The 26,783-nt window shown below is 64.6% G+C and carries 25 protein-coding genes and 1 pseudogene; 22 read left to right on the top strand and 4 right to left on the bottom strand.

The features are described 5' to 3' along the window. The 8 genes from A5906_RS45515 to ilvC form a co-directional block, all read left to right on the top strand. Window positions 1-580 (top strand): tRNA (adenosine(37)-N6)-dimethylallyltransferase (locus A5906_RS45515; RefSeq protein WP_283807745.1); only part of this gene is annotated, 580 nt, incomplete at its 5' end. A 484-nt stretch (window positions 581-1,064) separates the two neighbouring features. Beyond that, entirely contained in the window at window positions 1,065-2,840 is a 1,776-nt protein-coding gene (locus A5906_RS33395) for an acetolactate synthase 3 large subunit (protein WP_080139381.1), read from the top strand. 4 nt (window positions 2,841-2,844) lie between these two features. Further along, window positions 2,845-3,816, top strand: coding sequence for a threonine dehydratase (locus tag A5906_RS33390; RefSeq protein ID WP_080139380.1), 972 nt, complete (start codon window positions 2,845-2,847; stop codon window positions 3,814-3,816). 23 nt (window positions 3,817-3,839) lie between these two features. Continuing rightward, a complete protein-coding gene (gene ilvN / locus A5906_RS33385; protein ID WP_080139379.1) occupies window positions 3,840-4,382 on the top strand; it encodes an acetolactate synthase small subunit in 543 nt (180 codons plus the stop codon). Window positions 4,383-4,385: 3 nt separating this feature from the next. Next, the gene (locus tag A5906_RS33380) at window positions 4,386-5,075 is read left to right on the top strand and encodes a class I SAM-dependent methyltransferase (RefSeq protein ID WP_080139378.1); all 690 of its coding nucleotides are present in this window, start codon (window positions 4,386-4,388) and stop codon (window positions 5,073-5,075) included. A 69-nt stretch (window positions 5,076-5,144) separates the two neighbouring features. Beyond that, window positions 5,145-6,020 carry an EamA family transporter gene (locus A5906_RS33375; RefSeq protein ID WP_080139377.1) on the top strand — a complete coding sequence of 292 codons (876 nt, stop codon included), beginning with the start codon at window positions 5,145-5,147 and terminating at the stop codon, window positions 6,018-6,020. A gap of 7 nt (window positions 6,021-6,027) precedes the next feature. Further along, window positions 6,028-6,630, top strand: a complete 603-nt coding sequence (locus tag A5906_RS33370; RefSeq protein WP_080139526.1) for a LysE family translocator — start codon at window positions 6,028-6,030, stop codon at window positions 6,628-6,630. Between the two features lie 134 nt (window positions 6,631-6,764). Then, complete coding sequence (gene ilvC / locus A5906_RS33365) at window positions 6,765-7,784, top strand: ketol-acid reductoisomerase (RefSeq protein ID WP_018640837.1); 1,020 nt, start codon at window positions 6,765-6,767, stop codon at window positions 7,782-7,784. A gap of 586 nt (window positions 7,785-8,370) precedes the next feature. Here the strand turns inward: ilvC and A5906_RS33360 are convergent. After that, window positions 8,371-8,991, bottom strand: a complete 621-nt coding sequence (locus tag A5906_RS33360; RefSeq protein WP_080139525.1) for a hypothetical protein — start codon at window positions 8,989-8,991, stop codon at window positions 8,371-8,373. A gap of 190 nt (window positions 8,992-9,181) precedes the next feature. On the opposite strand from A5906_RS33360, the gene A5906_RS33355 reads away from it, so the two are divergent. Both A5906_RS33355 and A5906_RS33350 read left to right on the top strand, forming a co-directional pair. Beyond that, window positions 9,182-9,751, top strand: coding sequence for a TetR/AcrR family transcriptional regulator (locus tag A5906_RS33355; RefSeq protein WP_245327044.1), 570 nt, complete (start codon window positions 9,182-9,184; stop codon window positions 9,749-9,751). Window positions 9,752-9,950: 199 nt separating this feature from the next. Further along, window positions 9,951-11,663 carry a sulfatase-like hydrolase/transferase gene (locus A5906_RS33350; protein WP_080139375.1) on the top strand — a complete coding sequence of 571 codons (1,713 nt, stop codon included), beginning with the start codon at window positions 9,951-9,953 and terminating at the stop codon, window positions 11,661-11,663. Between the two features lie 209 nt (window positions 11,664-11,872). On the opposite strand, the gene A5906_RS33345 is transcribed toward A5906_RS33350, so the two are convergent. Together A5906_RS33345 and A5906_RS33340 are read right to left on the bottom strand one after the other, a co-directional pair. Continuing rightward, on the bottom strand, window positions 11,873-13,432 hold the full coding sequence (locus tag A5906_RS33345; protein WP_080139374.1) for a glycine betaine ABC transporter substrate-binding protein: 1,560 nt from the start codon (window positions 13,430-13,432) through the stop codon (window positions 11,873-11,875). Further along, on the bottom strand, window positions 13,429-14,211 hold the full coding sequence (locus tag A5906_RS33340; RefSeq protein ID WP_080139373.1) for an ATP-binding cassette domain-containing protein: 783 nt from the start codon (window positions 14,209-14,211) through the stop codon (window positions 13,429-13,431). The genes A5906_RS33345 and A5906_RS33340 overlap by 4 nt, the downstream gene beginning before the upstream one ends. A gap of 142 nt (window positions 14,212-14,353) precedes the next feature. Between A5906_RS33340 and A5906_RS33335 the strand changes: the two genes are divergently transcribed. Both A5906_RS33335 and A5906_RS33330 read left to right on the top strand, forming a co-directional pair. Further along, window positions 14,354-15,172: an ABC transporter ATP-binding protein gene (locus A5906_RS33335; RefSeq protein WP_080139372.1), complete on the top strand. Its 819-nt coding sequence runs from the start codon at window positions 14,354-14,356 to the stop codon at window positions 15,170-15,172. Beyond that, window positions 15,172-15,960 carry an ABC transporter permease gene (locus tag A5906_RS33330; RefSeq protein WP_018640829.1) on the top strand — a complete coding sequence of 263 codons (789 nt, stop codon included), beginning with the start codon at window positions 15,172-15,174 and terminating at the stop codon, window positions 15,958-15,960. Before A5906_RS33335 ends, A5906_RS33330 begins: the two co-directional genes overlap by 1 nt. A gap of 43 nt (window positions 15,961-16,003) precedes the next feature. Here the strand turns inward: A5906_RS33330 and A5906_RS33325 are convergent, their stop codons facing one another. Continuing rightward, window positions 16,004-16,453 carry a cupin domain-containing protein gene (locus tag A5906_RS33325; RefSeq protein ID WP_080139371.1) on the bottom strand — a complete coding sequence of 150 codons (450 nt, stop codon included), beginning with the start codon at window positions 16,451-16,453 and terminating at the stop codon, window positions 16,004-16,006. Window positions 16,454-16,591: 138 nt separating this feature from the next. Here A5906_RS33325 and A5906_RS33320 point away from each other — a divergent pair, with 138 nt between their 5' ends. The 10 genes and pseudogenes from A5906_RS33320 to A5906_RS45510 all read left to right on the top strand — a co-directional run. Continuing rightward, window positions 16,592-17,617: an ABC transporter substrate-binding protein gene (locus A5906_RS33320; RefSeq protein ID WP_080139370.1), complete on the top strand. Its 1,026-nt coding sequence runs from the start codon at window positions 16,592-16,594 to the stop codon at window positions 17,615-17,617. Between the two features lie 29 nt (window positions 17,618-17,646). Continuing rightward, complete coding sequence (locus A5906_RS33315) at window positions 17,647-18,351, top strand: hypothetical protein (RefSeq protein ID WP_080139369.1); 705 nt, start codon at window positions 17,647-17,649, stop codon at window positions 18,349-18,351. 94 nt (window positions 18,352-18,445) lie between these two features. Next, a complete protein-coding gene (locus A5906_RS33310) occupies window positions 18,446-19,768 on the top strand; it encodes an ABC transporter substrate-binding protein (protein WP_080139368.1) in 1,323 nt (440 codons plus the stop codon). 10 nt (window positions 19,769-19,778) lie between these two features. Beyond that, the gene (locus A5906_RS33305; RefSeq protein WP_080139367.1) at window positions 19,779-20,546 is read left to right on the top strand and encodes an ABC transporter ATP-binding protein; all 768 of its coding nucleotides are present in this window, start codon (window positions 19,779-19,781) and stop codon (window positions 20,544-20,546) included. Between the two features lie 3 nt (window positions 20,547-20,549). Continuing rightward, a complete protein-coding gene (locus A5906_RS33300; RefSeq protein WP_080139366.1) occupies window positions 20,550-21,254 on the top strand; it encodes an ABC transporter ATP-binding protein in 705 nt (234 codons plus the stop codon). A 5-nt stretch (window positions 21,255-21,259) separates the two neighbouring features. Beyond that, window positions 21,260-22,141: a branched-chain amino acid ABC transporter permease gene (locus A5906_RS33295; RefSeq protein WP_080139365.1), complete on the top strand. Its 882-nt coding sequence runs from the start codon at window positions 21,260-21,262 to the stop codon at window positions 22,139-22,141. Beyond that, window positions 22,138-23,157 (top strand): branched-chain amino acid ABC transporter permease, encoded by a 1,020-nt coding sequence (locus A5906_RS33290; RefSeq protein WP_080139364.1) that lies wholly within the window; start codon window positions 22,138-22,140, stop codon window positions 23,155-23,157. The genes A5906_RS33295 and A5906_RS33290 overlap by 4 nt, the downstream gene beginning before the upstream one ends. Further along, window positions 23,117-24,046: a polyphosphate kinase 2 family protein gene (locus tag A5906_RS33285; protein WP_080139363.1), complete on the top strand. Its 930-nt coding sequence runs from the start codon at window positions 23,117-23,119 to the stop codon at window positions 24,044-24,046. The genes A5906_RS33290 and A5906_RS33285 overlap by 41 nt, the downstream gene beginning before the upstream one ends. Then, a complete protein-coding gene (locus A5906_RS33280; protein ID WP_080139362.1) occupies window positions 24,043-25,080 on the top strand; it encodes a patatin-like phospholipase family protein in 1,038 nt (345 codons plus the stop codon). The genes A5906_RS33285 and A5906_RS33280 overlap by 4 nt, the downstream gene beginning before the upstream one ends. Before the next feature lie 857 nt (window positions 25,081-25,937). Continuing rightward, window positions 25,938-26,783, top strand: a pseudogene (locus A5906_RS45510) (small-conductance mechanosensitive channel); the annotation flags it as partial.

Genomic DNA, 26,783 nt, shown 5'->3' with positions numbered 1-26,783 from the left:
AATCCCCGCTGAGGTGCGCGAGGACGTGCGCGCGCGGCTCGAGCGGAACGGCGTCGAGGCACTGCATGCGGAACTCGCGGCCCGCGACCCGCGCGCGGCCGAACGATTGAATTTGCGCGACCGCACCCGCATCGCGCGCGCGCTCGAAGTGATCGAGGCGACGGGCCGGTCGCTGCTGGATTGGCACCAGGAGGGCCAACCGCCGCTGCTGCCCAGAGACAGTTTTCGCGCGGTATTCCTCGCCCCCGAGCGCGACGACCTTTATGCCCGCATCGACGCCCGCTTCGACGCCATGCTTGGCGGTCGCGCCCTGCGTGAGGTCGAGCGGCTTGCCGCGCGGCACCTCGATCCGCTGCTGCCGGCCATGAAGGCCCACGGCGTGCCGGCCCTGATCCGGCATCTGCACGGGGAGCTGAGCCTGGAGGAGGCCGCGACGATCGGCCGTGCCGACACCCGCCACTACGCCAAGCGCCAGTTCACCTGGTTCCGGCATCAATTGCCCGAATTCGAATGGGTAAAGCCGGAGGAGGCGAGGGGATGGCTCACGGCGATCGTAAGCGCGGACCGAGACGAGCGGTAAATCTCGGTCGTCGTTCCGGGGCGCGCGCAGCGCGAGCCCGGAACCCATAACCCAGGAGGCTGTTTGGCGACGGCTATTGGCCACCATATCGTCCTGTGGCTATGGATTCCGGGCTCGATGCTTCGCATCGCCCCGGAATGACGAGCGGGGGTGCTGACGCGCATTTGTGCCGGGTTCCCGAATTTACCTCTCGCCGAACCCCGGGAACACCGCTACACTGCCAAAATCGCGCGGGAACGGCCGCATTGCCTTGACATCCAAGCTTTGGCCGCTATGTTTCGCGCAACCTTTGGGAAGCCGGGCGCTGCCATGCGTAACATTATTACCAAACTCCTTATCGCCGTCGTACCCAGGCACACCGCCGGGGATGGCTAGCTGCCATCCACAAGACAGGCGGTGTGCATGGGCCCTCTTCGGGGCCTTTTTTATTTTCCGAACCCGACACGAAAGAAGCCGCTGACAACAGCGCATCCGGAGCAAGCCAATGACCGACAAGAGCCACGATCCGAACCAGATGACCGGCGCCGCGATGATCGTCCGCGCGCTCATCGATCACGGCGTGACCGACATTTTCGGCTATCCCGGTGGCGCGGTGCTTCCCATCTATGACGAGATCTTCCAGCAGAGCGAGGTCCAGCACATCCTGGTCCGCCACGAGCAGGGCGCGGGCCACGCCGCCGAGGGCTATGCGCGCTCGACCGGCAAGCCGGGCGTCGCGCTGGTGACCTCCGGACCCGGTGCCACCAACATGGTGACGCCGCTGACCGACGCGCTGATGGATTCGATCCCGCTGGTCTGCATCTCCGGCCAGGTGCCGACGCATCTGATCGGCAATGACGCGTTCCAGGAATGCGACACGGTCGGAATCACGCGGCCCTGCACCAAGCACAACTGGCTGGTGCGCGACGTCAACGACCTCGCCAAGGTGCTGCACGAGGCCTTCTATGTCGCGACCTCGGGCCGTCCGGGCCCGGTGCTGGTCGACGTGCCCAAGGACGTGCAGTTCGCCACCGGCACCTATCATCCGCCGCGCAAATCCGACGTGCACCGTTCCTACGCCCCGCGCGTCAAGGGCGATGCGACGCAGATCCGCAAGGCCGTGGCGCTGCTCGCGAATGCCAAGCGTCCCGTGATCTACAGCGGCGGCGGCGTGATCAATTCCGGTCCCGAGGCGACCAGACTGCTGCGCGAACTGGTCGAGGTCACCGGTTTTCCGATCACCTCGACGCTGATGGGCCTCGGCGCCTATCCCTCCTCCGGCAAGAACTGGCTCGGCATGCTCGGCATGCACGGCACTTACGAGGCCAACATGACGATGCATGATTGCGACGTCATGCTGTGTGTCGGCGCGCGCTTCGACGACCGCATCACCGGCCGCGTCGATGCGTTCTCGCCCGGCTCGAAGAAGATCCACATCGACATCGATCCGTCCTCGATCAACAAGAACATCCGCGTCGACGTGCCGATCATCGGCGACTGCGGCAACATCCTCGGCGACATCCTCCAGGTGTTCAAGGCGGAGGCGAAGAAGCCCGACATCAAGTCGTGGTGGCAGCAGATCGCGCAATGGCGCGCGCGCAACTCGCTGTACTATAAGAAGAGCAACGACGTCATCCTGCCGCAGCACGCGATCCAGAGCCTGTTCGAGGCGACGCGCGGCAAGGACACCTACATCACGACCGAAGTCGGCCAGCATCAGATGTGGGCGGCGCAGTTCTACGGCTTCGAGGAGCCGCATCGCTGGATGACCTCGGGTGGTCTCGGCACCATGGGCTACGGCCTGCCGGCCGCGGTCGGCGTGCAGGTGGCGCATCCGGACAGCCTCGTGATCGACATCGCGGGCGATGCCTCGGTGCAGATGACGATGCAGGAGATGTCGACGGCGGTTCAGTATGAGCTGCCGATCAAGATCTTCATCCTCAACAACCAGTATATGGGCATGGTGCGGCAGTGGCAGCAGCTGCTCCACGGCAACCGCCTGTCGCATTCGTACTCCGAGGCGCTGCCGGATTTCGTCAGGCTCGCGGAAGCCTATGGCGCCGTCGGCCTCCAGGTGCATAAGCCGTCCGATCTCGATGGCGCGATCCAGGAGATGATCTCGGTCAAGCGCCCGGTGCTGTTCGACTGCCGCGTCGCCGCGCTCGAAAACTGCTTCCCGATGATCCCCTCCGGCAAGGCGCATAACGAGATGCTGCTGCCGGAACAGGCCAACGACGAAGCGACGGCCAAGGCGTTCGCCGGCGGCAAGGCTCTGGTGTGAGGCCATGTTCGACCTGAGGGAGCTCGAGCGCGCACATGCGATCGTGGGGCAGGCGGTGCCGGCAACGCCGGCGCATGCCTGGCCGCTGCTCGCCGGTCGGCTCGGCACCGAGGTCGTTGTCAAGCACGAGAACCACACGCCGACGGGTGCTTTCAAGGTGCGCGGCGGCCTCGTCTATCTCGAACGGCTGAAGCGCGAGCGGCCGAAGACATCAGGCATCATCTCGGCGACGCGCGGCAATCACGGTCAGAGCCTGGCCTTTGCCGCGGCGCGCCACGGCGTGCCGGCGGCGATCTATGTGCCGCGCGGCAACTCGGTGGAAAAGAATCGGGCAATGAAGGCCTTTGGCGCCGAGCTCGTCGAGCATGGCGAGGATTTTCAGGCCGCTCGCGAGGAGGCTGAGCGCCGCGCGCAGCTCGCCGGCCTGCACATGGTGCCGTCGTTCCATCCCGATCTCGTGCTCGGCGTCGCCACCTATGCGCTCGAGCTGTTTCGGTCCGCGCCCGATCTCGACGTCCTCTATGTGCCGATCGGGCAGGGCTCCGGCATCTGCGGCTGCATCATGGCGCGCGACCTGCTGGGCTTGAAGACCGAGATCGTCGGCGTGCAGTCGACGGAAGCGCCGTCCTATGCGCTGTCGTTTGCGGCCGGCAAGATCGTGACGACCGAGACCAGCAACACGCGGGCCGACGGCATGGCGACGCGCATCCCCGACGAGGATGCGTTCGCGCTGATCCGCAAAGGCGCCTCGCGCATCGTAGAGGTCACCGACGACGAGGTCGCCGCCGCGATCCGCGCCTACTGGACCGATACGCATAATCTGGCCGAAGGCGCCGGCGCCGCCGCGCTCGCCGCGGCGCTGCAGGAAAAGAACAAGCTGAAGGGCAAGCGCGTCGGTCTCGTGCTGTCCGGCGGCAACATCGATTTCGATCTGTTCCGCCGTTGGGTCGGAACGGACGCGCCGGCGATGGCGTGACGGAGAGACAAGAGGGGACGACAATGAACCAGCCCGCATCCGCCTACTTCATCGAGGACCGCCACGATCCCAACGAGACTCACACGCTTGCGGTGCTCGTGCAGAACGAGCCGGGCGTGCTCGCGCGCGTGATCGGCCTGTTCTCCGGACGCGGCTACAACATCGAAAGCCTCACGGTCTCTGAGACCGAGGCCCAGAAGCACCTGTCGCGCATCACCATCGTCACCACCGGCACGCCGATGGTGATCGCGCAGATCAAGAACCAGCTCGACCGCATGATTCCGGTCTACCAGGTCGTGGACATGACCCAGACCAAGCGCTCGATCGAGCGCGAGCTGGCGATGGTGAAGGTGCGCGGGCAGGGCGAGCACCGCGTCGAGGCGCTCAGGCTGGCGGACGCGTTCCGCGCCCGGGTGATCGATGCCACCACCGAGAGCTTTGTGTTCGAGATCACAGGCAATACGGACAAGATCAACCAGTTTATCGACCTGATGCGCCCGCTCGGCCTTGTCGAGGTCTCGCGCACGGGTGTTGCCGCGATCGGTCGCGGGCCTGAAGGGATGTGAGCCATGCTGGCGCGCGACTGGTACTACAATGAGCGGAACCGGATGGGGATCGAGCCCGCGGTGGCGTCGATCTACGATAACCATGACGATGCCGATCTGCGGGCGCGCGCCGCGCTGAAAATGCTCGGGGTCCAGCGCGGCTGGCGTATCGCCGATATCGGCTGCGGCAACGGCGTGCTCGCCACCGAAGCGGCGCTGATGGGTGCCGAGGTCGACGCCATCGACATCTCGCCCGCAATGCTGGCGCTCGCCGAGATCTACGCACGCGACCGCAAGGCGCCAGTGCGCACGCAGTCTGCCGGCCTGCTCAGCTTCGCCTACCGGCCGGAATCCTATGACCTCATCGTCAGCGAATTCACGTTGCACCACCTCCCCGATTTCTGGAAGGCGGTGGCGATGTCACGGATCTTTCGCGCCCTGAAGCCGGGCGCGAGCTTCTATTTGCGCGACATCGTCTATGCCTCGATGCCCGACGCGGTCGAGCGCGACGTCGAGCAATGGGCCGACTTCCAGATCAAGAACCACGATTTCTCCCGCGAGGGCGTGGTGACGCATATGCGCGACGAGTACTCCACCTTCGGCTGGGTGATGGAGCGGATGCTGACCGATGTCGGCTTCACGCTGGTTTCGGCCGATTACCACGCACCGATGCACGGCACGTATCTGCTACGGAAACCCAACCCTTCGACGTAATGGCCGGCGAGCAAGGCTAGACCAGAACAACAAACAGGGCTGCACGACAACGCAGAACCGGAAAGAACAATGAAGCCGGCCGACATCCTCATCGCCCTCATGGTGGCGATCATCTGGGGGCTTGCCTTCGTGGCGAGCCGGATCGCGCTCGACGAGCTTTCGCCGGAGCTGATGACGGCCTTGCGCTTTACGATCGCCGCGGTGCCGTGCCTGTTCATTCCCAAGCCGAAGGTCGCCTGGTCGCTGCTGATCGCGATCAGCTTCACCCTGTTCCTCGGCCAGTTCCTGTCCCAGGCCTATGGCATCGCCCATGGCGTGCCGGTGGGGCTGACCTCCGTCGTCGTGCAGAGCCAGGCGCTGTTCACGATCGGCTTTGCCGCGCTCGCGTTCGGCGAACGGCCGACACCGATGCAGACGCTGGGCATCGTCGTTGCTGCGATCGGCCTGCTGATGATCTGCGGCACCGTCGGCTATGATTTCAGCGTTGCCGCCTTTGCGGTGCTGATGATCTCGCCGATCAGCTTTGCCCTCGGCAATCTGCTGCTGCGCCGCGCGCGTGGCGTGCCGATGTTCGATCTGTTCGCCTGGCTCTGCCTCGCCTCAGCCGTGCCGCTGTTCGTGCTGGCGCTGATCGCCAACGGGCCGGCGCCGACATGGACGTCGCTGACGCACATGTCGCTGATGTCGGCGCTCTGCCTGCTGATGCTCGGCGGCATTTCTACCAGCATCGCCTATTGGCTGTGGGGCCGCCTCTTGCGCGACTATCCCGCGGCCCAGGTGGTGCCGTTCGCGCTGCTGGTGCCGTTCGTCGGCTCCGCCGCTTCCAGCATCGTGTTCGGCGAACGGTTCGGCCCGCTGCGCCTCGCAGGCATGTTGACCGTGATCGGCGGTATCGCCGTGATGGTGCTGGCGAAGCGCCCGCAAGTCCTGCCGAGGACCGCGTGAGGTGAACATGGCCTATTCGCTGTTCTATGCCTTCCTCGCCTTCATGGTGGTGATGTACTTCACGCCCGGGCCGAACAACATCATGCTGCTGTCGTCCGGCCTGACCTATGGCTTCCGCCGCACCATCCCGCACATCGTTGGCATCGTCATCGGCTTTGCCTTCATGGTCGCTACCGTCGGTCTCGGGCTCGGCACCGTGTTCCTGGCCTATCCGATCCTCCAGACCATTCTGAAATATGCCGGGGCGGCCTATCTGATCTATCTTGCCGCCGTGATCGCCATGTCCGGCCCGACCAAGCCGGACGAGGAAGATGGTCGCGGTCCGATGACCTTCTGGGGCGCGGCGATGTTCCAGTGGATCAACGCCAAGGGCTGGGTGATCGTGATCGGCACCATCACTGCCTACGCGGCGATTGCCCAGTTTCCCATCAACATCGTGATCCAGACCCTGATCAGCCTGCTCGTCGGCACGGTCTCGACCGTGGTCTGGGCGCTGTTCGGCACTGCATTGCGGCCGATCCTGACCTCCGAGCGGCTGGTCCGCGCCTTCAATATCCTGATGGCAATCCTGCTGCTGGCCTCCCTCTACCCCGTTTTCATGGATGCATGATGTCGCGGATTTCCATGCAGAAACGGGTTTCCCTCAGGGCTGAAAATGCTCTAGACAGCCCCCGAAATCCGCAAATTTCACCCTTCGGACACTGACCATCGGCCGATTTTCGGCCCTGAACGAGGAAACGACCTATGCGTGTTTATTACGATCGCGACGCCGACCTGAACCTGATCAAGGGCAAGAAGGTCGCCATCGTCGGCTACGGCAGCCAGGGCCACGCCCATGCGCTCAATCTGAAGGATTCCGGCGTCAAGGAAGTTGCCATTGCGTTGCGCAAGGATTCGAGCTCGGTGAAAAAGGCGGAAGCCGCCGGCTTCAAGGTGATGGAAGTCGCCGAGGCCGCCAAATGGGCTGACCTCGTCATGATGCTGACCCCGGACGAGCTCCAGGGCGACATCTATCGCGAGCACCTGCACGACAACATGAAGAAGGGCGCTGCCCTCGTGTTCGCGCACGGCCTCAACGTCCACTTCAACCTGCTCGATCCGCGCGCCGACCTCGATGTGCTGATGATCGCGCCGAAGGGCCCCGGCCACACCGTGCGCTCCGAGTATCAGCGCGGCGGCGGCGTGCCCTGCCTGATCGCGATCGCCAAGGACGTCTCGGGCAACGCCCATGACCTCGGTCTGTCCTACGCTTCGGCTGTCGGCGGCGGTCGTGCCGGCATCATCGAGACCACCTTCAAGGAAGAGTGCGAGACCGACCTGTTCGGCGAGCAGGTGGTGCTCTGCGGCGGCCTGGTCGAGCTGATCAAGGGCGGTTACGAGACCCTGGTCGAAGCCGGCTACGCGCCCGAGATGGCCTATTTCGAGTGCCTCCACGAAGTGAAGCTGATCGTCGACCTGATCTATGAAGGCGGCATCGCCAACATGAACTACTCGATCTCCAACACCGCCGAGTACGGCGAGTACGTCACCGGTCCGCGCATCATCACCGACGAGACCAAGAAGGAGATGCGCAAGGTTCTGGCCGACATCCAGGGCGGCAAGTTCGCCCGCGACTGGATGCTCGAGAACAAGGTCAACCAGACCTCGTTCAAGGCGACCCGCGCGAAGCTCGCCGCGCATCCGATCGAGGAAGTCGGCGCCAAGCTGCGCGACATGATGCCTTGGATCAAGAAGGGCGCGCTGGTCGACAAGAGCAAGAACTGACGGCTGCGCCGTCATTCCCGGGGCGCAAAGCGCAACCCGGAATCCAGAGGTTATGGATTGAGATTCCGGGGGGGGGCGCGCTAAAGCGCGCCCCGGAATGACGAGTGAAGCACAAGCTGCGCTCGCCCAAACCAAATCTTAAACCTTCGCGAGTATGGTGGAGCGAGATCGCCGACAGCGGTCTCGCTCTTTCCTTCTCGCGCGAAGCATTGTTGCTTCATTCAAATTCTTCGCGACTTGACGTGCTCCTTAAGCACCAAGAACTGACGCTTCAATCGCATTCTTGATCTGGCATCGTTTCTCGGCGTTTTCGCACCCCGCCGAAATGTCAAATCGACAGCCTCTTCAGAGTCAAAGACTCAACTCTTCATCCGCGTTCTCACCGTGCGATCCGCCGCGCCGCATGCCGTTCGCGTGCCACCTCATCTTAAGAGCCAACACCTATAGCGTCTCCTTGCTGCCCGTCGTTTGCACGCGGCGACCCCAAGGTGCGCTGCCAGATCACGCCCGATGGTGCTGCCGAAACGGGCGCTCGATCGCGTCATCGCCAAGCGGCTCGGGTTGCTGGCGCAGGGGTGAGCGTCGTTCAGCTTGCTTCCGCCGTTCGTCCGCGCGGATGGGCGGCCATCGCAACCAGCCGCAGCGCCATCACGGCGAGCAGGGGAATGAGGAAGGCGGCATAGAGCGGCATCGCCGGCACGCGCTTGCCGAACGACACCATGAACTGGAACCAGAGGTAATAGCCGCCCACAAGGTGCAGCGCGCGAAAGGCGCGCGGCCCAAGCAGCGCGGCGGTTCGGTCGAACGAGGTCGCGCTCATGGCGATGATGAAGCCATAGCCGATGCCGCCGAAGACGTAGGAGGCGGCCGAGGTCGCCTCGGCAAAGCCGGCCGGGTCCATTCTGGCGAACGCGACGATCGCCGTCGCGTGGATGGCGTGGGAGACCGCGAAGCTCAGGCCGAGCTGGCGGCGATTGCGATGCTGCCAGCGCGCCCAGGCGTTCGGCCACAGACGCGCCAGCGCCGCGGCACTGAAGGCGAGGCAGAACAGCGTCAGCGAGCTCCGCGCCGTGAAGCGGATCACCATCCGCATGCCCTCGACCTCGAACTGTCGCATCGAGGCGATCCACAGGCTCAGCGCGACTAGGCTGAGGGTGAGCACGGCAAGCAGCCGCCAGCCTTCGAACCAGCTTTGACGTTGCGACATGGCGATCTCCTCCATTATGTAATCATCGATTACATTTTAGGGCGACGACGCCGTCAATCGTGTAATCGCTGCTTACATTCACGTTCGGATGATGCTAGGAAGCGCAATGCCCGCCCGACAGCCGTCAAAGCCGCGCGCCCGCCGCCCGAGATCTGAAGCGCGGCCCTATCACCACGGTGACCTCCGCCGCGTGCTCATCGATGCTGCGCTGCAACTGGCCGAAGAGGGCGCCGAGGTCTCAGTACGTGAAGCCGCACGCCGCGCCGCGGTGTCTCCGGGAGCGCCGTTCCGGCACTTTCCCAACCGTGATGCGCTGATGGCGGCGGTGGCCGCGGAGGCGCAACGTCGCTTTCGAACCGAGATCGAGGCGGCGCTGGACGAGGCTCCGGCCGCCGACCCGCTTCTCCGCTTCCGCGCCTTCGGCCTCGCCTATCTGCGCTGGGCCATGCGCAACCCCGCGCATTTCGAGATCATCTCGACGGGGCGCTATTTCGCCCGTGGCAGCTCGCCGGAGCTGACGCGTGACAATGCCGAGCTGATCGCGCTGACGGAGCAGATGCTTTCTGGCGCGGCCGCGCAGGGCCTCCTGCGGTCGGCCGACCTCAAGCGCATCCAGATCGCCGGCCGCGCCCTGGTCTACGGCTTTGCCCGGATGAATCTCGACGGCCATTTTCCACGCTGGGGCGTTGGGGAGGGGGAGATCGAGCGGACGGCGGAAGAGGTGATTGACCTCTTTATCACCGGGATCGCCAGGCGCTGACCGGCAAGGCCGCCGGCGCTTCGTCGCCCACCACCATTAAGCGAAGGTCGGACCGCGACGCACGTTGCCTGTTTTTGATGGTTCCGTTACAGTTTTATGACACGGTGCAAGCTTCCGGCTGCGCCGGACGCCCTAGCCGCCGTCAGGCTGGCCAGACGGCTAGGTATCATCGCGCCGGACCAGAAGTTGCGTGCCGTCGATGGCGTCCGCGCCCAATCCAGGTCCCTCTGCCACCACCGCCGTTCTGGCGAGCGTCGCCGCGCTCGGCATCTGGCGGCTGCTCGCGGTCGCCGCGCCGCATCTGGCGGCGCTCGCGCTGATGTACGAGACCGAGACCGATTTCGGCTCGCGCCTGTCCTTCGCGCTGGCCTGGGGCATCCTCAACTTCTTCTGGATTACGCTGCTGCGGCGGCCGGCGCTGTCGGGCGCGCTGTCCCTGACCATGGTTGTCGTGCTGGTGCTGCTGTCGCGGCTCAAGCACGACGTCGTGCAGATGACGGTCAACTTCATCGACCTGATGATGATCGACCGCGACACCGTCGCATTCCTGTTCACGATCTTCCCGAATTTGCGCTGGTCGGTGATCCTGGCCGGTCTCGTCACGCTGCCATTGATGTATGCGCTGTGGTGGCTCGATCCGTTCCGCATCCGCCGCCTGCCGGCGCTCGCCTGCAAGCTCGCCTGCCTCGCCGCCCTTGTCGGCTATTCGCTCTATCATCCGGACGAGGCCTGGCGCGGTTACTACGACGACGGCTATCTCTCCAAGTTCTTCCGCTCCGGCGTCAGTTCGGTCTCGGATTTCATGCAGTACGGGTTCATGGAGTCGGCTGCCTCGACCAACGAGCGGCTCAACATGCCGCTGGTCGATGCCTGCCACCCGGCGGGCCGCCGGCCGAACATCGTCATGATCCATGATGAATCGAGCTTCGACATCCGCGCCGCGCAAGGCATCAAGGTGCCGCAGGGCTATGGCAGCCACTTCAAATCCTGGGACGGCAAGCAGCGCACCTTCCTCGCCGAGAGCAATGGCGGGCCGAGCTGGTTCACTGAATACAACGTGCTCGCAGGCCTCTCTTCGCGCTCATTCGGCCGCTTCGCCTATTTCGTGACGCGCATCGCCTCGAGCCGGGTCGAGCGCGGCCTGCCGCTGGCGCTGCGCCGCTGCGGCTACGACACGCTATCGCTCTATCCCGCCTATGGCGGCTTCATGGGCGCACGCAGCTTCCAGATGACGACCGGCATCGAGCGCTTCCTCGATTCGAAGGATCTCGGCGCCAAGGACGTCGAGCCGGATTCCTTCTTTTACGACAAGGCGCTCCAGCTGATGGGCCAGCAGCCGCCGAACAAGCCGCTGTTCACCTTCATCTATCTCGGTGCCAATCATTTCCCCTGGGAGACGCGCTTCCGGCCGGACCTGCTGCCGAACTGGCGCGGGCCGGGCAATGTGCCGTCCATCGACGAATATCTGCGCCGGCAGGCGATGAGCGCCGAGCAGTACAAGGCATTCGTTGCCGCCCTGAAGAAGACCTTTCCCGGCGAGCCCTTCCTGATCGTGCGCTATGGTGATCATCAGCCGGAATTCGCGCCTGCTGTCCTCGAGCCCGGGCTCGACGAGGGCGCAATCGGCAAGAAGCTCGACGCCTACGATCCGCGCCTCTATGCGACCTATTACGCGATCGACGCCGTCAATTTCGAGCCGGTGAAGAGCGATGCCGTGATGGACACGATCGACGGCCCCTATCTGCCGCTGGTGATCCAGGAAGCCGCCGGCATCCCGCTCGACCCGTCCTTCGCCGAGCAGAAGGAGATCATGCTCCGCTGCAAGGGCATCTTCTTCGGCTGCAAGGACGGCGCCGAGGCGCGGCGGCTGAACCGGCTGTTGATCGATGCGGGGATGATCCGCGGGCTGTAGCCTCTCGCTTGGATCGCGACCGCACCGTGAGGAACGCCTCTCTCCTCAACGTCGTCCTGGCGAAAGCCAGGACCCATACCGCGTGATCTATCGTTGGCGAACGGTGTTCGTCACGACGAAGGCATAGTGACTACCAGCCGTCGTCAAATTGTTTCCCGGGGGAATGGGTCCTGGCCTTCGCCAGGGCGACACCGGGTAGATGGCCCGACCTACCGCTTGTCCACCTTCCCCCACAGCCACTTCGCCACCGCATCCGGCGACGAGTTCGCATCATTGCCGCTGGCGCGCAAATTCGCCTCGCGCATGGTGGCGATGTCGATCTTGCCGAGCAGCGGGCTCAGTGCGGCCTTGAGCCGCTCGTCGCCGACGCGCTTCGGCGCGAGCAGCAGGATGGCGTCGTAAGGCGGAATGGCGTGTTTGGGATCGTCGAGCGCGGCGAGATCGTATTTTGCGATCAGGCCGTCGCTGGTGTAGCCGGCGATGACGTCGACCTCGCCGCTGGCGACCGCCGCATACATGAAGTCCGGCTGCATCTGGCGCTGGGCGCGGAACTGCAGGCCATAGGCCTTTTGCAGCGCCGCCCATTCGGGGCGCGAGAAGAATTCGTAGTCGCCGGCAATCGATAGTGTCGAGGCATGTGCGGCGAGATCGGCAATGGTGCGGATGCCAAGCGCCTCGGCGCGCTTCTTCGGCATCACCAGCGCATAGGCGTTCTCGAAACCGAGTTCGCCGAGCAAGGTGATGTTGTTTTTTGCGAGCGCCGTCTTCAATTCCGCCACCAGCTCGGCGCGCGGCTTGATGTCGGTGCGATGCAGCTGGTTGGCCCAGAGCGTGCCGGAATAATCGACATAGAGATCGATGTCGCCGGCCTTCAGCGCCTCGAAGATCACGCTGGAGCCGAGGCCGGACCGAGCGGTGGCCGAAAGGCCTGCCGCCTGGAGGCGGTCCCTCATCAGCGCCGAGAGCACATATTGCTCGGCGAAGGTCTTGGCACCGACGACGTAACCCTGCGGCGAGCGTCCCATGGTCGGGACCAACGTTGCGGCGACCAGTGCCGCGATTCCGACCGCGCCGAGCCCGGTCCGCAAACGGCTGCGCCGGCGCAGGCCGCTTTCGATCAGCCCGAGCAGCTGGTCGACGGCAAGCGCGAGCAGGGCCGAGGCAACGCAGCCGAACAGCACGAATACCCAGTTCTGGGTCTGGAGGCCCGCAAAAATGTAGTTGCCGAGACTGGTCTGCCCGATCGGCGTCGACAGCGTCGCGGTGCCGATCACCCACACCGCCGCGGTGCGGATGCCCGCCATCATCACCGGCAGCGCCAGCGGCAGTTCGACCATGGCAAGCGACTGCCGCGCGGTCATGCCGACGCCCTTGGCAGCCTCGATCAGCGCGGGATCGATGCCATTGAGGCCGGTGATGCCGTTGCGCAGCACCGGCAGCATCGAATAGAGCGCCAGCGCCAGCATCGCCGGCAGGAAGCCGAAGGCGGAGAAGGAAATGCCGAACCAGGCGAGTGTGACCGAGGCCGCCAACAGCAGCAGCGGATAGAACAGCGCAAGCAGCGCAAGACCGGGCACGGTCTGCACGATGCTGGCGAGCGCGAGCAGGATGCCGCGCGGCCCAGGACGGTTGCGCGTCAGGACCGCCAGCGGCAGGCTGACGATGAGCCCAAGCGCGAGCGCGGCGAGGCTCACCCGCACATGGTTGCCGAGATAATCGGGCAGATGCGACAGCGCATCGGCCCAGCGCGGATCGCTGAAGAGGCTCATGCCGCACCGCTCTGCGGCAGCAGCGCGTTCAGTCGCTCGACCTGACGGCGCGGCGTTCGCAGCAGCTCCAGCACATAGGCATCGCTGCTGGTCGACAGTTCCGCGGGCGTGCCCTGCGCGAGCAATCGTCCGCCGCGCATCACGGCGATGCGATCTGCGAGCAGGATCGCCTCGGTCATATCGTGCGTGATCATGACGGAGGTCAGGCCGAGCTTGCGGTGCAGGTTGCGAAAATCCTCGCCGAGCGCATCGCGGGTGAGGGGATCGAGCGCGCCGAACGGCTCGTCCATCAGCACGATGCGGGGCTTTGCGGCGAGCGCCCGCGCCACGCCGACGCGCTGGCGCTGGCCGCCGGAGAGCGCCTCGGGCAGACGGTCGCGATGCGCTGCGCGGTCGAGCTGCACCAGCTCCAGCAGTTCGTCGACGCGCCCGGCGATGGCCGCTGCCGGCTCGCCCAGCAGTTTGGGCGTGATTCCGATATTGTCGGCGACGCTCAAGTGAGGAAACAGCCCGCCACTCTGGAAGACGTAGCCGATCCGGCGCCGCAGCGCGACCGGATCGACATTCCGCACGTCCTCGCCCTCAACGGTGATAGTGCCCCCATCGGCCTCGATCAGCCGGTTGGCGAGCCGCAGCAGCGTGGTCTTGCCGGAGCCGGACCCGCCCACGATGGCCAGAAGCTCCCCCTCGGCGACCTCGAGGGACACGTCGTCCACGGCCTTGAGGGAGCCGAAGCTCTTGGTGACGTGCTGGTAGCTGATCGCCAGCTTGGAAGGCATCGGGCAGGGCTCACTCTTCTCCGACCCTCCCCCTCAGCGGAGGGCAAAAGCGCGGCAATATCCATGCGTAGCACGCTTGGCGGCTTGATTGAACTTGGCCGCGCGAGAGGCTAAGGCATCGGCCTGAGTTCGGAGGAAACACATGACAATGCCCACGGCAGTGGCGCTGGAAGATGCCAAGGTCGCGTTCCGGCTCGGGGACGGGCGGGTGTATACCGCGGTGGAGAAGGCGCATCTTGCGGTCGCGCAGGGCGAGTTCGTCGCCATCGTCGGCCCGACCGGCTGCGGGAAATCGACGCTGCTCAATGTCGCGGCCGGATTGCTCAAGCCAGCCGCCGGCAGCGTCAAGATCTTCGAGCGGCCGCTGGCCGGGCTGAACCGGGAAGCCGGTTATCTGTTCCAGGCCGATGCGCTGTTCCCCTGGAAGACCGCGCTCGACAATGTCGCGATCGGGCTCGAGATCAAGGGCACGCCGCGGGCCGAGGCGCTGCCGCTGGCGCAGAAATGGCTGACCTCCGTGGGCCTCGGTGCCTTCGCGAACCGCTATCCGCACATGCTCTCCGGTGGCCAGCGCAAGCGCGTGGCGCTGGCGCAGGTGCTGATCCGCGATCCGAAAATCCTGCTGATGGACGAGCCGTTCGGGCCGCTCGATGCGCAGACGCGCCAGGTAATGGGCAATCTGCTGCTAGAGCTGTGGAATGCCGACCGCAAGGCCGTGCTGTTCGTCACCCATGATCTGGAAGAGGCAATCGCACTCGCCGACCGCGTCGTGATCATGTCGGCGGGGCCGTCATCGCGCATCATCGGCGACTGGCGCGTCAGCCTGCCGCGCCCGCGCGACATCTTCGAGGTGCGCCTCGACAAGGAGTTCCATGCCCTCCACCGCGAGATCTGGAGCGTGCTGAAGGACGAGGTGATGAAGGGCTACGCGCAGTCCACTCACGCGGCGGAGGCGGTCTGATGTCGCGCCCGACGCTGTTTGCGCTGCAGGTTCTGGTCGCGGTCGTGTGCATCGTGCTGTGGCAGGTGCTGTCGACCGTCCCCGTGTTCGGCAAGATCCTGCTGCCGCCGTTCTTCTTCTCCAATCCGCTCGACGTGTTCAGCCAGATCGTGAAATGGTTCGCTTCCGGCGTGATCTGGAAGCATCTCGGCATCACGCTGGCGGAATCGATCCTCGCCTTCGTGATCGGATCGCTCGGCGGCGTGCTGGTCGGCTTCTGGTTCGCGCGCCAGCCGCTGGTCGCCGCGGTGTTCGACCCCTACGTCAAGATGGTCAACGCACTGCCGCGCGTGGTGCTGGCGCCGATCTTCGCGCTGTGGCTCGGGCTCGGCATCTGGTCCAAGGTCGCGCTCGGCGTGACGCTGGTGTTCTTCATCGTGTTCTTCAACGTCTATCAGGGCGTCAAGGAGGTCAGCCGCACGGTGCTCGACAACGGCCGCATGCTCGGCATGAGCGAGCGGCAGCTGATGCAGCACGTCTACTGGCCGTCGGCACTGTCGTGGATGTTCTCTTCGCTGCACACGTCGGTCGGCTTCGCCGTGGTCGGTGCGGTCGTCGGCGAATATCTGGGATCGGCGGCGGGGCTCGGCTATCTGATCCAGCAGGCCGAAGGCGTCTTCGACGTTGCCGGCGTGTTCGCCGGCATGTTCGTGCTGTCGGCCTTCGTCATCCTGATCGACTACGGCGTGACGCTGGTCGAGCGGCGCCTTTTGGTGTGGCGACCGACCGCGTCGGATGGGCGCGGCTAGCCGAGAAGGGGCCCGCGCATCGGCGCGAGCCCCGAGCGAAGGCTCAATCCAGCAGCTTGGTGTCGTCAGGCGCCTGCGGCGGCGTCTTGATGGCGATCGCCTTGACCTGGCCGCTGATCGGCTTGGTGCCGCCATGCGCCGTGCCCTTGGGGATGATGACGAGGTCGCCCGACTTGACCGTGACCTCCTTGTCGCCGAGCCAGATCGTCCCGGTCCCGTCCAGGATGTACTGGATCTCGTTGGTGTTGGGATGCATGTGCTTGGGCACATTGCCGACCTGGATCGAGATGGTGGCGCCATCGGCGCTCGCGAACATTTTCGAGCGGTAACCGACATTGTTGGCGGGGCCGAGCGCGTCGCCCTCCATCTCGCCGGTGTGGATGAGCTGTGCGGTGATGTTCTCGGCCGCCAGCGCCGGCCGGAGCAGCTGGTTTGCGCCGCATCCGGCGGCAAAAGCGGCGGCGAGCGCAAGCCCGCCAACAAGGCGATTCATGGATGATCCTCCCCATCAGGAATTGTTGTTGTCCAGCCATGCTATTGCGCCGAAAGGCCGATGGCCAGCCCACCTAGGCAGTGCTTCTCAAGCCAGTCCCGCTGCTCTATGGTGCCGCCGGCCGAACGGAGGAAACCAATGAAGAACACGATTGCCAGGCTCGCCGGCGCGCTGCTCGCGCTGACGCTCACCACCTCGCTTGCCGCAGCCCAGAGCAAGGTCACCGTCGCTGTCGGCGGCGGGGCCTGCCTGTGCTACCTGCCGACGGTGCTGGCCAAGCAGCTCGGCGAGTACGAGAAGGCCGGACTGAATGTCGAGCTGGTCGATCTCAAGGGCGGCTCCGACGCGCTCAAGGCCGTGCTCGGCGGCAGCGCCGACGTCGTCTCCGGCTATTTCGACCATTGCGTCAACCTCGCCGCCAAGAAGCAGGAGCTGCAGTCCTTCGTGGTCTATGACCGCTATCCCGGCCTCGTGCTGGTGGTCGCGCCCTCGCGCACCAATGACATCAAGTCGGTCAAGGATCTCGCCGGCAAGAAGGTCGGCGTCAGCGCGCCCGGCTCCTCCACCGACTTCTTCCTCAAATATATGCTGAAGAAGAACGGCCTCGATCCCACCAGCGCCGCCGTGATCGGCGTCGGCCTCGGCGCCACCGCCGTGGCCGCGATGGAGCAGGGACAGATTGACGCTGCCGTGATGCTCGATCCCTCCGTCACCGTGCTCCAGGGCAGCCACAAGGATCTGCGCATCCTCAGTGACACCCGCACCCAGAAGGACACGCTCGAGACGTTCGGCGGCGAATATCCGGGGGGCGCACTGTACTCGACCGTGGCCTGGATCAACGGCCACGAGAAGGAGACGCAGGCACTCACCAACGCGATGCTCGCCACGCTCGCCTGGATCCATTCGCATTCGCCGGAGGAGATCATGGCGAAGATGCCGGAGGAGATGGTCGGCAAGAACAAGGACCTCTATCTCGCTGCGCTGAAGAACACGATTCCCATGTTCTCGGAAACCGGCAAGATGGACCCGAAGGGTGCCGACGCTGTGCTTGCGGTGTTCAGCGTCGGTTCGCCCGAGGTGGCGAACGCCAAGATCGACGTCAGCAAGACCTTTACCAACAAGTATGTCGATCAGGCCAAGAAGACCACGGGAAGCGCCAAATAGCTGACGCGAAGGCGTGGTAACCAAGCGTCATGACGTCACCGGTCATTCATCGCGTTACGACGCTTGATCTTGCCGTGCGGCCGATCGTCTGGCCGTTCGCTGAGGAGCGGCGCACCGAGATCGCGGCACATTTCGCCGAGAAGCAGCGTGAGCGGCCGAAGATCTGGAACGGCCGCGTCCTGCTCGGGCGCGACGCCGTGTTCAGCGATGGCCATCTTTCCGCGACCTATTTCGAGACCGATTTCGCAAGCTTCCTCGCCTGGCGTGACTGGGGCTTTCCCGACAAGGCCGTCTTCAACGGCTTCGGCATGGGCGCGTTGCGCGCCTCCGACGGTGCCTTCGTCATGGGCGAGATGGCGTCCCACACCGCCAATGCCGGCCGCATCTATTTCCCCTCGGGCACCCCCGACCTCGACGACGTCAGGGATGGCGCGCTCGACATTCCCGGCAGTGTCGTCCGCGAGCTCGGCGAGGAGACCGGCCTGACCGCGGCCGACTATCGGGCCGAGCCGGGTTGGCATTGCGTCGTCAGTGGTCCTGCGATTGCAATGCTGCAGGTCATCAACCTGGATGTGCCGGGCGAGGTCGCCCGCGCCCGGATCGAGGCCAATCTTGCACGTGAGACCGAGCCGGAACTGTCGGCCGTTCATCTCGTGCGCGGGATGAGTGATCTCAAGCCGGCCATGCCGCGATTTGTCACGGCCTTCGTCGAGCAGCAGTTCGCCTCGCGCTGAGCGCGAGGCTTGACATCGCTGCGCGCAGCCCATGTGATGGGCGAAAAAGCAAAAGCAAGAAGAATGCAATGCACAATCGTCCAGGGAGGTTTAGATGCGCCTGCGCGTGGCTGCCCGCTTGGTACATGGGCTGTTGGTCGCGATATCAGCGACGGGCTTGGCGGTATCCGCCGAGGCCCAGGACAAGGCTCAGGACAAGAAGATCAAGATCGGCGTCGTTTTTGACCTGACCGGGCCTCTCGCAGGCGGCGGCTCCGAGCTGAACTATGTCGGCACGAAGATCATCCTCGACCATTTCGCCAAGACCGGCGTCGAAGGCTACAAGATCGAGGCGGTCTACGCCGACGCGCAGAGCAAGCCCGACATCGCCATCAACGAATCCGTTCGCCTGCTCGAGCAGGAGAAGGTCGACATGGTGCTCGGCTTCTTCTCCTCGGCGCAATGCGTGCCGGTCGCCGCGCGCGTCGAGCAGCTCAAGAAATTCATGTGGATGACGACCTGCATCTCGTCGGCCGTGTTCAACGAGAAGGGCTACAAATACGTCTTCCGCCCGCAGGCGAGCGGCGACCAGTTCGGCATGATGACGATGGATTTCATCGCGCAGAATGCCAGCGCCAAGCTCGGCAAGGAGCCGAAGGACTTGCGGGTCGCCATCATCCACGAGGACGGCGCCTATGGCGTCGACGTCTCCAAAGGCAACGAGGCCGGCGCGAAGAAGGCGGGCTTCAACGTCGTGCTCAAGGAAGGCTATTCGGCCACCGCGCCGGATCTCTCCGCGCTGGTGACCAAGCTGAAACGCGCCAAGCCGGATGTGATCTTCCACACCGGCTACAACCCTGACATCACGCTCCTGCTGCGGCAAGCCCGCGAGCAAGGGCTGAAATTCGGTGCGCTGATGGGGCATGGCGCCGGCTACGGGGTCTACGAGAAGCTAAAGGAGGGGATGGGCGCGGACGCGACCTACATCTTCAATACGGATCCGATCTCGATCTGGCTTTCCAACCAGAAGACCATGGATCCGAAGCTTCCGCCTGTCATCAAGATGGTCGGCGAGGAGTTCGACAGGATCAAGCCCGGTGTCGCCATCCGCTCGGCCCATGTCGGCATCGGTGCGTCCAACACCTATGTATTCATGAGCGATGTGCTGCCGCGCGCGATCAAGAAATATGGCGGGGTCGATCCCGACGCGCTGCGCAAGGCGGCGCTCGACACCGACATTCCCGAGGGTGGCACCATGCTCGGCTTCGGCGTCAAGTTCTACGGCGAGGGCACGCCGATGGCGGGCCAGAACGAGCGCTCGTTCCCGGTCGTGATCCAGTATCTCGACGACAAGTCCCATGTGGTGTGGCCCAAGAGCCAGGCGCAGCGCGAGGCCGTGCTGCCGCTGCCCAAGGGCACCACCTACAGCAACCAGTAGCGGGGCTCCGGTGTTGGAAGTCAGCGGGCTGGTGAAGCGGTTTGGCGGCTTCACCGCCGTGAACAACGTGTCGTTCCGGGTCGACCAGGGCGAAATCCTCGGCCTGATCGGCCCCAACGGCTCGGGCAAGAGCACGATCTTCAACATGCTCTCCGGCACGTTGGCCCCGAGCGCCGGCTCGATCCTGTTTGCCGGCCACGAGATCGCGGGCCTCGCGCCGCATCGGATCATCAATCGCGGCATCGGTCGTACCTTCCAGATTCCGCGGCCGTTCCGCCGCCTCTCGATTTTCGAGAACGTCGCGCTCGCCGGCTTCTATGGCCAGGGCCGCCACAGCCGCATCAAGGCGGAGGAGGCGGCCGAGCGTTCGCTGGCGATGGTCGGCCTGCCGACCGATCGCCACGCCAGCGTCGATGGTCTCGGTGCAGCGGGGTTGAAGAAGCTCGAACTTGCGAAGGCGCTCGCGACCGCACCGAAGCTGCTGCTGGCCGATGAGAGCCTTGGCGGTCTCGACGAGGCCGAGATGGACCAGGCCGCGGACATGCTGCGCAACATCCGCGACGAGCTCGGCATCACCATCATCTGGGTCGAGCACATCATGGGCGTCCTGATGCGCGTCGTCGACCGCGTCATGGTGCTCGATCACGGCGAGAAGATCTCGGAGGGCCTGCCGACCGCGGTCGCCGGCGATCCCCGCGTCATCGAGGTCTATCTCGGCACCGACGCCGAGACCACGCAGGCCGCGGCCGCTGAAGCGCGCCGCCGCACGGGAGGCTAACCGATGCTGGAGCTCCGCGGCGTCAATGCCGGCTATGGCACCTTCCAGGCGCTGTTCGACGTCAATCTCGACGTGAAGGCCGGCGAGGCCGTCGGAGTCATCGGCCCGAACGGCGCCGGCAAGACCACCCTGATGCGTATCATCTCCGGCCTGATCCGCCCTTCGCGCGGATCGATCACAATGGAAGGCGTCGACGTCGTCGCGACGCCGCCGCACAAGATCGTCAGTCTCGGTATTGCGCATGTGCCGGAGAACCGCCGGCTGTTTCCGCAGCTCACGGTCGACGACAATCTCAAGATGGGCGCCTTCATGAAGGAGGCGCGGGACCATTATGCCGAGCGGCTGGAGGTCGTATTCGACCTGTTTCCGCGCCTCAAGGAGCGCCGCCACCAGATGGCCGGCACCATGTCCGGCGGCGAGCAGCAGATGTGTGCGATCGGCCGTGCGCTGATGTCCAATCCGAAGCTGCTGCTGCTCGACGAGCCCTCGGCCGGGCTCGCGCCGGTCGTGGTGCAGCAGGTGTTCGAGCTGGTGAAACGGATCCGCGCCAGCGGGCTGACGGTGCTGATCGTCGAGCAGAATGTGCAGCAGGTGTTGAAGGTGGTCGACCGCGCCTATCTGATCGAGGCGGGCACGATCCGGGCATCGGGCACGTCGGCCGAGATGCTGGCGAGCGACACGGTCAAGGAAGCTTATCTCGGGGTGTGACGGGCATGCAGACGTTCCTGGACATTTTCGACATCTATCTGCTCGAGGCCGTGATCAACGGCATCCTGCTCGGCGGCGTGCTGGCGCTGCTCGCACTCGGGCTCAACCTGATCTTCGGCGTCATCGACGTGACCTGGATCTGCTACGCCGAGTTGGTGATGCTCGGCATGTACGCCATGTATTTCATGGTGCAGTATTACGGCGTCAGCTATTTCGTTGCGGCCCCGTTCACAATCCTGCTGGTCGCGGTGCTTGGCGCGGCGCTGCACTACCTCGTGATCGCGCCGCTATTGACCGCGCCGCCGATCAACCAGCTGCTGGCGACCGGCGGCGTGCTGTTCGTGCTGCAGAGCTTTGCCACCGTCGCCTTCGGCATCGACTTCCGCAATCTCGGCATCCGCCTGCCGGTGCTGGCCTTCGGCGACATGAACTTCAGCTACGCGCGACTGCTGTCGTTCGTGGCCGCGCTGGTCGGCATGGTCGCCGTCTATCTCTTCATGACGCGCACCTTCACCGGCACCGCGATCCGCGCCATCTCGCAAGACCGGCAGATCATGGCGCTGATGGGCGTCGACACGAAACGCATCTACCTCATCACCTCCGCGCTCGGCGGCGCGCTCGCCGGCCTCGCGGCCTGCCTGCTGGTGCTGCAATATGACGTGCATCCCTTCGTCGGCCTCTCTTTCGGGCCGATCACCTTCCTGATCTGCGTGCTCGGCGGCCTCGGCAATTTCATCGGCGGCTTCATCGCCGCCTTCCTCTTCGCCGAGATCATCTCGCTCGGCGGCCTGTTCTCCGACCTCGAATGGGGCTACGTGCTCGCCTTCGCCTTCTTCATCGTCATGATGTTCATCCGGCCTGCGGGCCTGCTTGCGAGGCGCCGATGACGGGGCAGGGACGGCTTGCAGCCTGGGGAATCGGACTGGCGGCGCTGGTCGCGCTGCCCTTCGTCTATCGTGATCCCTATCACCTGCATATTCTCGTACTGATCCTGATCTGGTCGTTCGCCTATACGTCCTGGTCGATGATGGGGCGGTTTGGCCTGGTCTCGCTCGGGCATGGCGGCTTCATGGGCATTGGCGCCTACGTCACCGCGCTCTTGTGGAATCACCTTGGACTGTCGCCCTGGATCGGCATTCCCATCAGCATGGCGGCGGCCGGCGCGCTGGCGATGATCGTCGGCTATCCCTGCTTCCGCTTCCGCATCACCGGGCACTATTTCGTGCTGGTGACGCTGGCGCTGTCGGGCATCGTGCTGCAGGTCATCACCGCGACGCGCGACTATACAGGCGGCTCGCTCGGCTACACCCCGAACCGCGCGTCCGGCAACAAGCTGCTGGCGCTGCAATTCGACGGCAAGACCACCTGGTACCTGATCGCGCTTGCGGTCTGGCTGTTCGGCATCGTGGTCTGGCACTGGGTCGACCGCAGCATGGCGCGCTATGCGCTGGAGGCAATCTCGGAAGACGAGGACGCCGCGGCCGCAGCCGGCGTCGACGTCACCGCCGAGAAGCTGAAGATCACGCTGCTGAGTGCGCTGATGACGGCGCTCGCGGGCGCGATCTACTGTCAGTACCAGATGTTCATCACCCCGGACACGGTCAGCGGCATTGCGGTCTCGCTGCAGATGGTATTCGCGGCGATCGTCGGCGGCCTGTTCGTCTCGCTCGGGCCGACCGTCGGCGCCATCATTACCATCCTGCTTGCCGAGACCCTGCGCATCGGCTTCGGCACCAAGGCGGTCGGCTGGGACAATCTCGTCTACGGCGTGCTGCTCGTGATCTTCATCATATTCCTTCCCAAGGGCATCCTTGGTAGCTTGCTCGACCGATTGAAGCCGCAACGCAAGGTGCCCCGCGCTCATGAGCAAGAAGCCGTCCAAATCGCTCGCCCAGGAACTTGACCGCTACATCACGCCATTCCGCTACGATGGCTCGGGCAAGTTTCATCTCAAGGACCACAAGACGAACGAGAAGGGTGATCTCGACAAGGAGAAGGCGCTGGCGATTCTCGACGCCAACAAGAAGCGGCTGATCGCGTTCCAGGAGAAGCTCTATGCCCAGGACCGCTGGTCGCTGCTGATCGTGTTCCAGGCCATGGACGCGGCCGGCAAGGACAGTGCCATCAAGGCGATCTTCGAGGGCATCAATCCGCAGGGCTGCGAAGTCACGGCCTTCAAGGCGCCGAGCAGCAAGGAGCTCGATCACGACTTCCTCTGGCGCCACGTCGTCGCGCTCCCCGAGCGCGGCCATATCGGCATCTTCAACCGTTCTCATTACGAGGAATGCCTGGTGACGCGCGTGCATCCGGAGATCCTCGCCAAGGAGAAGCTGCCGCAAAAACTCGTCACCAAGAATATCTGGAAGGAGCGGTTCGAGGACATCTCCGCATTCGAGCGCTATCTCTGCCGCAACGGCACCGTGGTGCTGAAGTTCTTCCTCAACGTGTCCAAGGAAGAGCAGCGCGAGCGCTTCCTCGACCGGCTGGAGGATCCGGCCAAGCAATGGAAGTTCTCGATGGACGACATCAAGGAGCGCGCGCTGTGGCCGCGCTACCAGGCGGTCTACCAGGACATCGTCCGCCACACGGCGACTTCCCATGCGCCCTGGTATGTCGTGCCCGCCGATCACAAATGGTTCGCCCGCGTCGTGATCGGCTCGGTGATCAATGCTGCGCTCGAAAAGCTCGACCTGCGCTTTCCCCGTGCCGACAAGGCCTCCCTCGCCGAGTTCGAGCAGGTGCGCATGGCATTGGAGCGCGAGGGGACAGGAGGCAAGAAGCGAGCAAAGTGACAACCAACCGGACCGCGGACCGCAAGACCGTCAACTTCGCGCTTCAGGGCGGCGGCGCGCACGGCGCCTTCGTCTGGGGCGTGCTCGACCATGTGCTGGAAGACGGCAGGCTGGCGATCGAGGCGATCAGCGCCACCAGTGCCGGCGCCATGAATGCGGTCGCGATGGCCTCCGGCATGGCGCACGGAGGTGCGGAGGCCGCACGGGAGAGCCTGCACGCATTCTGGCGCGAAGTATCGCGCATGGACATGGCGTACGATCTGATGTCGCCGCTGAACCAGTGGATCCAGGCCCTGAAGCTGCCGCCGGAATATCATCCGGTCCACGCCATCATCCACACGCTGACGCACACGCTGCCGCCGAACCTGCTCAATCCCTTCCATTTCAATCCGCTCCGCGCGCTGCTGCAGCGGGTGGTCGATTTCGACCGGCTCAATTCCTCGCCCGAGGCGCCGCAGCTGTTTCTCAACGCCACCAACGTCCGCACCGGCAAGATCAAGGTGTTCCAGAGTCCGCTGCTCACGGCGGACACCGTGCTCGCCTCGGCCTGCCTGCCGCCCTATTTTCAGGCCGTCGAGATCGACGGCGAGCATTATTGGGATGGCGGCTATCTGGGCAATCCCGCGATCTATCCGTTGATCTACCGCAAGGGCAGTCACGACGTCATCATCGTGCAGGTCACGGCGATCAGGCGCAACGAGCTGCCGACCAGCGCAGCCGATGTCCTCCACCGCATCAACGAGATCAGCTTCAATTCGTCCCTGATGCGCGAGATGCGCGCGGTCGCCTTCGCCACGCGGCTGATCGACGACGGCGAGCTCGACAGCGACAGGCACAGCCGCATGTACATGCACTGGATCGGCAACGACCTGTTGATGTCGCAGCTCGGCACGGCCACGCAGTTCCATCCCGAATGGAGCCTGTTGTGTCGCCTGCGCGACGAGGGCCGCGAGACGGCGCGAAGCTGGCTGGCGCGAAACTTCGACCAGATCGGAAAGTCCTCGACCGTCGACCTGGCGGACATGTTTCTCTAGGTCGCTGAGCTGGCCGCACACAAAAGTGCGAAAACAACCCCATGCACAGTAGCCGGTGCCAGCGGAATCAATAGCTTGGCGGACGCTTCCTGCTGTTCTGATTTTACGAAGTCAAATTTGACCCGTCGGGCAAAACAGGGTTATGATGTCAGCATGCCCCGCTGTCTTCTCAATGCCAGCGACCCCGCGCGGAAGTGCTCCTTGTTGGCGCGCGCGGCGAACCCCGTTCAGGGAACTCGCGCGTGCAAATGTGATCCTTCAGTCATCGATCCTGCTTGACAGTTTTGTGTCTCGGGAGGAGCATCGCGGTGGTCGCGAATACGCGACGCGTAACGTCCACCTCATGAGCAAGGGGAGGTCTATGACACCACCTCCGCAAATCCGGCCGCGTTAATTGCGATGGAGCTCGTTCGGACTATCGCATAGCGGCGCAAACCGCGAACGGCACGCCGGGTCAAGGTTTAGCGGGCTGCATCAGTGAGGCATAGCCCCTACCTTCCCGGCGCTGTAATTTGACAATGCTCGCATTGCGCTGACCCGACGAGGCCGCACCGGGCATCTGACATCACGTCTCTCCCTCCTCCTTCGCCGTCATTCCGGTGTCCTCCCGGAATGACGGGCGAGGTTTTTGCGTGAGCATTGTGTTCCATCGGCGGATGTGCTCGCGCTGGCATTTCGCTGCGCCGGAAGTGGCAATTCCGCCTCCTGCATCGCGGCAAATGCCAAGAGAATGTCGCCTCGAAGGCCAACTTCCGACACAGGGTCGGGGCGAATAGCGGTCATCCGACATGACGCATGTGCTTCGGCGGTGACGGTTCCGTTGCCGCCGGCGCATTCATTTTTTCCAGGGAATCCGCGTGTCGCATAAGCTTGTCCCCGCGCTTCTCGCAGCGCTCTTCCTCGCCATCCTCTCTTTCTCCCCGGCTCGTGCCGAGCCGCGCGCGGCGGACGTCAAGGGTGTCGCCGCGCTGTCGCCCGATGAGGCGAAGCGCGCACTGGATACCCTTCAGGACGACAAGAAGCGCGCGCAGATGATCGACACGCTGCGCGCCATCGCCCATGCGTCCGGCGCGCCGCAGCCTGCGCCCGAACAAAAGTCGCCGATTCCACTCGCGGCCGACGGCCTCGGCGCGCAGCTCATGCTTACGGTGTCCGAGCAGATCGGCGAGATCTCGAGCGAGATCGCCAGCATGGCGCGGACGATCACCCATTTCCCGGCTTTCTATTACTGGATCATGCGCACCGCGAACGATCCGGCGGCCTACAACCTCCTGATCGAGATCGCCTGGAAGCTCGCGCTGGTGCTCGGCTGCGCGCTTGCGGCCGAGTGGGTGATCTTCCGCCTGATCCGGCGGCCGGTCGGCTTCCTGGAAGGACGCGTGCCGCAGACCGCGCGCCTGCCGGCGCAGACGCTGCCGATCGCCGATCCGCCATCATCCGTCGCCGACGTGACGCCGGCACCTGAACTGCAGAAGCGCCGCCACAGTCTGGCGCGGATCTGGCAGGTGATGCTGCGGCTGCCCTTCGTACTCGGACGCTTCTTGCTCGAGCTGCTTCCCGTGTTCGTCTTCGTCGGCGTCGCGACCGCGCTGCTGGGAACGGAGATCGGCGAGCCCACGACCGTCCGCCTCGTGATCCTCGCGGTCGTCAACGCCTATGCGTTCTCGCGCGGGCTGATCTGTCTGGTCCGGGCGCTGGCGGGG

The organism is Bradyrhizobium sacchari, from assembly GCF_002068095.1.
In the GTDB taxonomy this organism is placed as follows: domain Bacteria; phylum Pseudomonadota; class Alphaproteobacteria; order Rhizobiales; family Xanthobacteraceae; genus Bradyrhizobium; species Bradyrhizobium sacchari.
This window is presented reverse-complemented; position numbering and strand designations above follow the sequence as displayed.